The sequence below is a fragment of the Comamonas denitrificans genome (assembly GCF_042654745.1).
Taxonomy (GTDB): domain Bacteria; phylum Pseudomonadota; class Gammaproteobacteria; order Burkholderiales; family Burkholderiaceae_C; genus Comamonas; species Comamonas denitrificans.
This window is the reverse complement of record NZ_JBHSEY010000035.1, coordinates 1-501: the sequence shown is the minus strand read 5'-3', so window position 1 is coordinate 501 and position 501 is coordinate 1. Positions and strand designations below refer to the sequence as shown.

Here is a 501-nt window from a genome sequence, read left to right as displayed (position 1 = left end):
GGCCGCTTACGCGGCCAGCGCTATCCATCCTCGGCCTGAACGCCGAGGCTTTTCGCGCATTTGGTAAATAACCGTTAAGGAAATCCTGCAAAACCCTCCGCAATGTTTGGTACATGTCAGCATGCAATGGCATCCTCACAGGCCATGAAGCAAAGCAGCCTTGATCTGAACCTGAGTACCAAGAAGACCCGCAAGCAGGAACTGCTTGCCCAGATGGATCTGGTGGTTCCCTGGGCTGCGTTGGTCGAGCTCATCACCCCGTATTACCCCGAAGGCAAGAACGGTCGCCCACCCTTTGCACTGGAGACCATGCTGCGCATCCACTGCATGCAACAGTGGTTCACCTTGTCGGATCTGGCGATGGAAGAGGCCTTCTTTGACACCCCGATCTACCGAGAGTTTGCCGGGCTTGATGCACATGGCCGAATGCCCGATGAGAGCACCATCCTGAGGTTTCGCCACCGGCTGGAGAAACACAGGCTGGCCGATCAGATTCTGGCC

The 501-nt window shown here is 56.7% G+C and carries 1 protein-coding gene; it reads left to right on the top strand.

Annotated elements, in window-relative coordinates:
• Positions 1 to 144 precede the first annotated feature (144 nt).
• Positions 145 to 501: transposase (locus ACFO24_RS07430; RefSeq protein ID WP_377737765.1), on the top strand; the 357-nt coding region annotated here is incomplete at its 3' end.